The sequence below is a fragment of the Aeromicrobium sp. genome (assembly GCF_049586495.1).
Classification (GTDB): domain Bacteria; phylum Actinomycetota; class Actinomycetes; order Propionibacteriales; family Nocardioidaceae; genus Aeromicrobium.
Map to the genome: position 1 here is coordinate 1 of NZ_JBAVCB010000005.1, position 6,190 is coordinate 6,190.

8 protein-coding genes are annotated in these 6,190 nt (G+C 69.0%); 3 read left to right on the forward strand and 5 right to left on the reverse strand.

From position 1 onward, the window contains the following. Positions 1 to 140: 140 nt before the first annotated feature. The gene (locus WB508_RS00140; protein ID WP_423842837.1) at positions 141 to 1,085 is read right to left on the reverse strand and encodes an o-succinylbenzoate synthase; all 945 of its coding nucleotides are present in this window, start codon (positions 1,083 to 1,085) and stop codon (positions 141 to 143) included. Between the two features lie 53 nt (positions 1,086 to 1,138). On the opposite strand from WB508_RS00140, the gene WB508_RS00145 reads away from it, so the two are divergent. Beyond that, the gene (locus tag WB508_RS00145) at positions 1,139 to 1,795 is read left to right on the forward strand and encodes an NAD(P)H-binding protein (protein WP_423842838.1); all 657 of its coding nucleotides are present in this window, start codon (positions 1,139 to 1,141) and stop codon (positions 1,793 to 1,795) included. On the opposite strand, the gene WB508_RS00150 is transcribed toward WB508_RS00145, so the two are convergent. Beyond that, positions 1,779 to 2,879: an AMP-binding protein gene (locus WB508_RS00150; protein ID WP_423842839.1), complete on the reverse strand. Its 1,101-nt coding sequence runs from the start codon at positions 2,877 to 2,879 to the stop codon at positions 1,779 to 1,781. The two genes, WB508_RS00145 and WB508_RS00150, sit on opposite strands and share 17 nt — an antisense overlap. Continuing rightward, positions 2,828 to 3,397, reverse strand: coding sequence for a hypothetical protein (locus tag WB508_RS00155; protein WP_423842840.1), 570 nt, complete (start codon positions 3,395 to 3,397; stop codon positions 2,828 to 2,830). Before WB508_RS00155 ends, WB508_RS00150 begins: the two co-directional genes overlap by 52 nt. 46 nt (positions 3,398 to 3,443) lie before the next feature. Here WB508_RS00155 and WB508_RS00160 point away from each other — a divergent pair, with 46 nt between their 5' ends. After that, the gene (locus WB508_RS00160; RefSeq protein ID WP_423842841.1) at positions 3,444 to 4,331 is read left to right on the forward strand and encodes a 1,4-dihydroxy-2-naphthoate polyprenyltransferase; all 888 of its coding nucleotides are present in this window, start codon (positions 3,444 to 3,446) and stop codon (positions 4,329 to 4,331) included. Positions 4,332 to 4,347: 16 nt separating this feature from the next. Further along, positions 4,348 to 4,827, forward strand: a complete 480-nt coding sequence (locus tag WB508_RS00165) for a metallophosphoesterase family protein (RefSeq protein ID WP_423842842.1) — start codon at positions 4,348 to 4,350, stop codon at positions 4,825 to 4,827. Here WB508_RS00165 and WB508_RS00170 read toward each other — a convergent pair. Further along, positions 4,817 to 5,497 carry a response regulator transcription factor gene (locus WB508_RS00170; protein ID WP_423842843.1) on the reverse strand — a complete coding sequence of 227 codons (681 nt, stop codon included), beginning with the start codon at positions 5,495 to 5,497 and terminating at the stop codon, positions 4,817 to 4,819. The genes WB508_RS00165 and WB508_RS00170 overlap by 11 nt on opposite strands. Further along, positions 5,494 to 6,190, reverse strand: a 697-nt coding sequence (locus WB508_RS00175; protein WP_423842844.1) for a sensor histidine kinase, incomplete at its 5' end; no start/stop codon positions are given. The genes WB508_RS00175 and WB508_RS00170, both read right to left, overlap by 4 nt.

Here is a 6,190-nt window from a genome sequence, read left to right on the forward strand (position 1 = left end):
CTGTCGATCGGCTGCGGCCAGCGCGAGGGCGAGTGGACCAGACCGCGATCCCGGAGCCAGCACCGCATCGGTCACCTGGTGTCCGAGCAGCTGTTCCACAAGATGGCGCGCCGTCTCCACCGAGGCCTGCGTCTGGCGGGTCATCGGCATGCCTCCCAGACGGCCGCGAGGCGCCGCTGCCATCGCTCGTCGGTCTCATCATCTGCTGCGACCGCCGCGAAGGCGAACTCGTCCACGATCTGCCGACCGGCCGGCAGCATGCCGTCCACCGGCACCAGGGGCGAGGCCACGACGTCGCCGGACAGCAGCGACGTGGTGGCCAGCCCGCAGGCGTGGGGCAGCTCTGGCAGTGCGGCGGCCAGCGCGAGGCCGGCGGCCAGACCGATCGACGTGTCAACGGCGCTGCTCACCACCACGGGAAGACCGATCTGCTCGGCGATGTCGAGACAGACGCGCACGCCACCGAGCGGCTGCACCTTGAGGACGGCGATGTCTGCGGCCTCGAGTGTCTTGACGCGCAGGGGATCCTCCGCATGTCGGATGGATTCGTCGGCCGCGATCGGCACCTGCACCCTTCGCCGCACCAGCGCAAGATCCTCGACCGACGCGCACGGTTGCTCGACGTACTCCACACCGCGAGCCGCACGGTTCAGCGCAGCGATGGCGCTGGTGGCGGTGTCGACGTCCCATCCGCCATTGGCGTCGATCCGCAGCTGCCCGCCAGGCCCGAGGGCGTCGCGCACGGCCGCCACCCGGTCGAGGTCCTCCGACAGGCTCTGCCCCGGCTCGGCCACCTTGACCTTCGCCGTTGCGCACCCGCTGCGGTTCACGATGTCGGCCGCCTGATCCGGGCCCACGGCAGGCACCGTGCAGTTGACCGCGACCTGCTGGCGAACCGGCGCCGGCCACACTCGTTCTGCCGAGTCGAGCGCGGCGGCCAGCCACGGCACGCACTGGGCTGCGTCGTAGTCGAGGAAAGGGCTGAACTCGGCCCATCCGGCCGGACCGTGCACCACCATGCCCTCGCGACGGGAGATGCCGCGAAACCGCGTGGGCATGTCGATGGCAAACGTCCGGAACTGCACGGTGCCGACCCTACTGACCTGCGGACGTCGACGCGCGTGACTACGGTGGACAGATGACTCGAATCGCCATCGTGGGAGGCCACGGACAGATCGCCCAGCTGCTCATCACCGAGCTCGTCGCTGCCGGGCATCAGCCCGTGGCCCTGATCCGCAAGCCTGAGCAGAGCGCCGAGCTCGAGGCGATGGGCGCCGAGACGGCGCTGCTCGACATCGAGGCAGAGGGCGGCGAGAGATTCGGTGAGATCTTCGACGGCGCGGATGCCGTGGTGTTCGCTGCCGGTGGCGGCGCGGACGGCGACATCGAACGCAAGCGCACCGTCGACCTTGGCGGCTCGTTGAAGTCGATCGCCGGTGCGGGATTGGCCGGGGTCAAGCGGTTCGTCCAGGTCTCGTCCATCGGAGTCGACGACGACCTGCCGGACGATGTCGACGACGTCTGGAAGGCCTACGTCGAGGCCAAGCGCGACGCCGACGCAGCGCTGCGCAACAGCGACCTCGACTGGACGATCATCCGACCCGGCGCGCTCACCGACGACCCCGGCACGGGTCGGGTGGAGATCGGCCCGAGCGTCGATCGGGGCGAGGTGCCTCGAGCCGATGTCGCCGCCGTCCTCGCGGCCGTGCTCGACGATCCGCGCACGATCGGCCAGCAGTGGGTTCTGGTCGGCGGCAGCTCTTCGATCGACGACGCGATCAACGCGCTCGTGTGACCCGCTCGATCAGCAGCTGACGATCCACCTTCCCGCCGGGTAGCAGCGGGAGGACGTCGAGCAGGACCACCTCGCGCGGTGCCCAGGTGCGCGGCAGACCGGCGGACTCGACTTCGTCGCGGAGCACGTCGAGTCGCAGTGCGTCGAGGCACACCGCGTCGGTCGGCACGACGAAGGCCACCACCCTGCTGCCCCACTCGGCGTCGGGAACTCCCAGCGCCACCGCGTCGCCAACCTCGTTGATGTCGCGCAGAGCCTGGGTGACGGCCGGCAACGAGACATTGACGCCGCCGCTCAGCACCACCTCGTCGGCGCGCCCCGTGATGCGCAATCGCCCGTCGCCATCGATGTCCCCCAGATCCGCGGTCGAGAACCACCCGTCATGCAGCACCGCGGCGGTGCGGTCAGCATCGACGTAGCCGTCGAAGAGCACGTCCCCCGCGATCTGCACCTGGCCTCGCTCGTCGAGGCGCATGCGGACTCCGTCGAGCGGCACGCCGTCGTACACGCAGCCGCCGCAGGTTTCTGACATGCCGTACGTGCGCACCACCGTCACGCCAGCCTTGCGTGCTGCGGCCATCAGATCCGATGGCACGGAGGCTCCGCCGACCAGCACGGCGTCGAGCCGGGCCAGCGGTTTGGCAGCGTCGTCGCGCAGCAGCCGATGCAGCTGCGTGGGCACCAGCGAGGCATAGCGTCGCGACCCGACCATCGCGCCAACGGAGGAGGCAAGATCGTGATGATCATCGGCGAAGACGGGCTCGAGGTCGGCCAGCACCGAGCGCACGAGCACCTGCAGACCCCCGACGCCCGTGACCGGCATGGCCGACAACCATCCACCGGCGCCTCCGAGACGGTCCAGACTGGCACGCGCAGAGGCGAGCACGGCCCGATGCGACAGCACCACATCCTTGGGCGCCCCGGTGCTGCCCGACGTACGCACCACGAGGGGATCGCCCCCGTCGCGCACCCACGGCCGCAGCAGGTCCAGCACCTGGAGAGGCGACCCGGCGACAGGTCGCAACGAGGCGGTCACTCCCCGCTCTCGGCCGGACGATCCGTCGAGCGCTTGAAGTAGATCCACGGAAACCACATCGTGCCGATGCGCTCCCAGCCGTTGCGCTCCAGGCCACGCGCCGCGCGACTGCCCACGACGGCGCGGCAGTGGTCCCACTGCACGTCGGACTTCACGACGTCATGGAACATCGGGCCGAAACCGACCGAGTGCCATCCGCGCCGACCCCAGTCCGCCAGCGTGTCCATCTCGCCCATCGCCGTGAGCCCCACCAAGCGGCGACCCTCGGTGGCCTCAGGCGCGGGCTCCGAGAGACGCCCGAAGCGTTGCTGCGCGGCCTGACGCGACATGTCGAGCGACGACCCGATGGCCTCCCAGCTCCAGCCCGCGGCTCGGGCAGCCGTGACCGCGGCGCCGAGCAGGTTGCCCACTTCATCGTGGGCTCTGCGGGTGAGGACGACGAGGTCCAGGTGAGCCTGGGGATCGTCGCCCAGACGCTTCTCGAGCCCGGAGTCGAGGTGAGCGATCGCGCGGGCCACCACGTCACTGAACTCCGGGTCTGGTGGGTCATTCGGTGAGCTGCTCACGGCGTCAACACTACATTGACGTAGGTGGCGGTGACAGACTAGGTAGGTGACTCAGCCCGCCCCCAGTCCCGTCCGTCTGTGGATCGCGGGGGCCCGTCCGCGGACCCTGCCGGCCGCCATTGCGCCCGTCGTCGCTGGCACGGGAGCAGCCGCCCACGCCGACGCGGTCGTGGGATGGAAGGCGCTGCTCGCCCTCGGCGTCTCACTGGCGTTGCAGATCGGGGTCAACTACGCCAACGACTACTCCGACGGCATCCAGGGCACGGACGACAACCGGGTGGGGCCGCTGCGGCTGGTCGGCTCGGGCCTGGTGCCCGCCGGCCAGGTCAAGCTGGCTGCCTTCGCGTTCCTGGGACTCGGTGGCGCTCTCGGTGCGGTGCTGGCCGCCACCACCACCTGGTGGCTGCTGCTGGTCGGCGCCGCGGCCATCGCCGCCGCCTGGACCTACACCGGGGGGTCCAGCCCGTACGGCTACAAGGCGCTCGGAGAGGTGAGCGTCTTCGTCTTCTTCGGACTGGTCGCCGTCGTGGGCACGGCGTACGTGCAGATCGAGGAGATCACCGGCCCTGCGCTGGCCGGAGGCGTGGGGGTAGGCGCGCTGGCCTGCGCGATCTTGGTCGCCAACAACCTGCGCGACATCCCGACCGACACCGCCTCGGGCAAGCGGACGCTGGCCGTCCTGCTGGGTGAGAAGAACACGCGCCGATTCTTCACGGTGCTGGTCGCCGTCGCCGTGCTGTCACTCGTGTGGGCCTCGACCTTCACGTCGTGGGCGTTGCTGGGCCTGGTCATGACGCCGTGGATCATCCGCGCCCGGCAGACCGTGGCGTCAGGCGCGCTGGGCCCGGCACTCATCCCGGTGCTGCGGGACACCGGGCTGGCCGAGCTGGCGTTCGCGATCGGGCTGGCGACCGGCCTCGTGATCGGCGCCTGAGGTGCACGTCGCGGTGGTGTCCGACACCCACGGTCCGAGATTCTGGAAGTCGATGCCCGCGGCCGTAGCCGAACAGCTGCACGGCGTCGACCTGATCCTGCACGCCGGTGATGTCTGCACCCCCGGCGTGCTGGACGAGCTGGCTGCCTTCGCCCCGGTGCACGTGGTGCTGGGCAACAACGACGGACCCGACGTGGCGGCGTGGGGCGCGCCGGAAACCCTCGAGCTCGACCTCGACGGAGTTCGCGTCGCGATGATTCACGACTCCGGGCCGAAAGAGGGACGGGCCGGTCGCATGCGGGCACAGTTCCCCGACGCCGACCTCGTCGTGTTCGGTCATTCCCACATCCCGTGGGACACCGAGGAGAACGGGCAGCGACTGTTCAATCCCGGTTCGCCCACCGACAAGCGACGGCAGCCGCGCGGGACGATGGGGCACCTCAAGATCGACGGCGGCCGCATGGTGTTGGTCGAGATCCGTCCTGTCACAACCTGATCTCAGGAGGGTCGCGCAACGAGCCGACGTCACCCGGGCGGATGAGCCCCGTCTCGTAGGTGAACACGGCCAGCTGCAGCCGATCCCGTAGATCCAGCTTGTTCAGAAGGCGAGAAACATAGGTCTTGATCGTGGCTTCGCTCAAGAAGAGGTGCGCCGCGATCTCCTTGTTGGACCTTCCCGACGCGATGAGCTTGAGGACCTCCGCTTCGCGATCGGTGACCGTGGGCAGGTGCGCCGTCGGACTGGGAGCGGTCGCAAAGCGGTGAAGCAGTCGGCGCGTCGCCTTCGGAGCAAGCATCGCATCGCCCGCAGCCACGATCTCAACGGCACGGACGAGATCAGCCGGCGCGAGATCCTTGAGCACGAATCCCGAGGCACCAGCGCGCACGGCATCGTAGACGTATTCATCGAGATCAAACGTCGTGAGCATGAGCACGCGGGTGTCTGGCCGGTGCCGAAGCACGCGTCGAGTCGCTTCGATGCCGTCAAGTCGAGGCATGCGCACGTCCATCAGCACGACGTCGGGCAGCAGGGCGGCCGCCTGGCTGATCGCCTCGGCCCCATCTGCAGCCTCACCGACGACGTCGACTCCCGACTTCTCCAAGATCATGCGAAATCCCGCACGGAGCAGCTCTTGATCGTCGACGATCAGCACCGAGATGCTCACACCGGCTCCAGCGGCAGCACGGCCTCGACGACGAACCCGCGATCGGGCAGGGCCTCCGCCCGCATCTCGCCCTGGTACAGAGCAACCCGCTCGCGCATGCCGATCAGACCATGACCGGACCCACGTGGGGTGCGGGACGCTGCGCCATCATCGCGCACTCCGAGCCGCAGCTCGTGGTCAGACAACTCCACTGACACGCTGACCCACGTCAGATCTCTGGCATGTCGCTGGGTGTTGGTCAAGGCTTCCTGCACCACCCGATAGGCAGCGAGATCAAGCCCTGCTGGCAGATCTCGCGGCACTCCGCTCATGCTCAAGCTGACCGGAAGTCCCCGAGCCCGAGCGTCGTTCACCAAGGCTTCGACACCACCGAGACCCGGTTGCGGGTCGCGGAGAGCAACATCTTCTGGATCTCGCAGCATGGTCACAAGTCGGCGCATCTCGTTCAAGGCATCCGCGCCGGTCTTGCGAATCGTCTCGAGCGCTCGCCTCACCTGATCGGGTTCGTCCGCAACCAACGTCGTGGCACCAGCCTGCACCACGATCACGCTCATCGCATGGGCCACGACGTCGTGGAGCTCCCGAGCGACACGGGTGCGCTCGGCCGCGACGGCAGACGCCGCTTGCGCAGCAGCCTCGACCTCGATGTCGATAGCGCGACGACGCGACGCAGCTTCGCGATCGGCCATGACC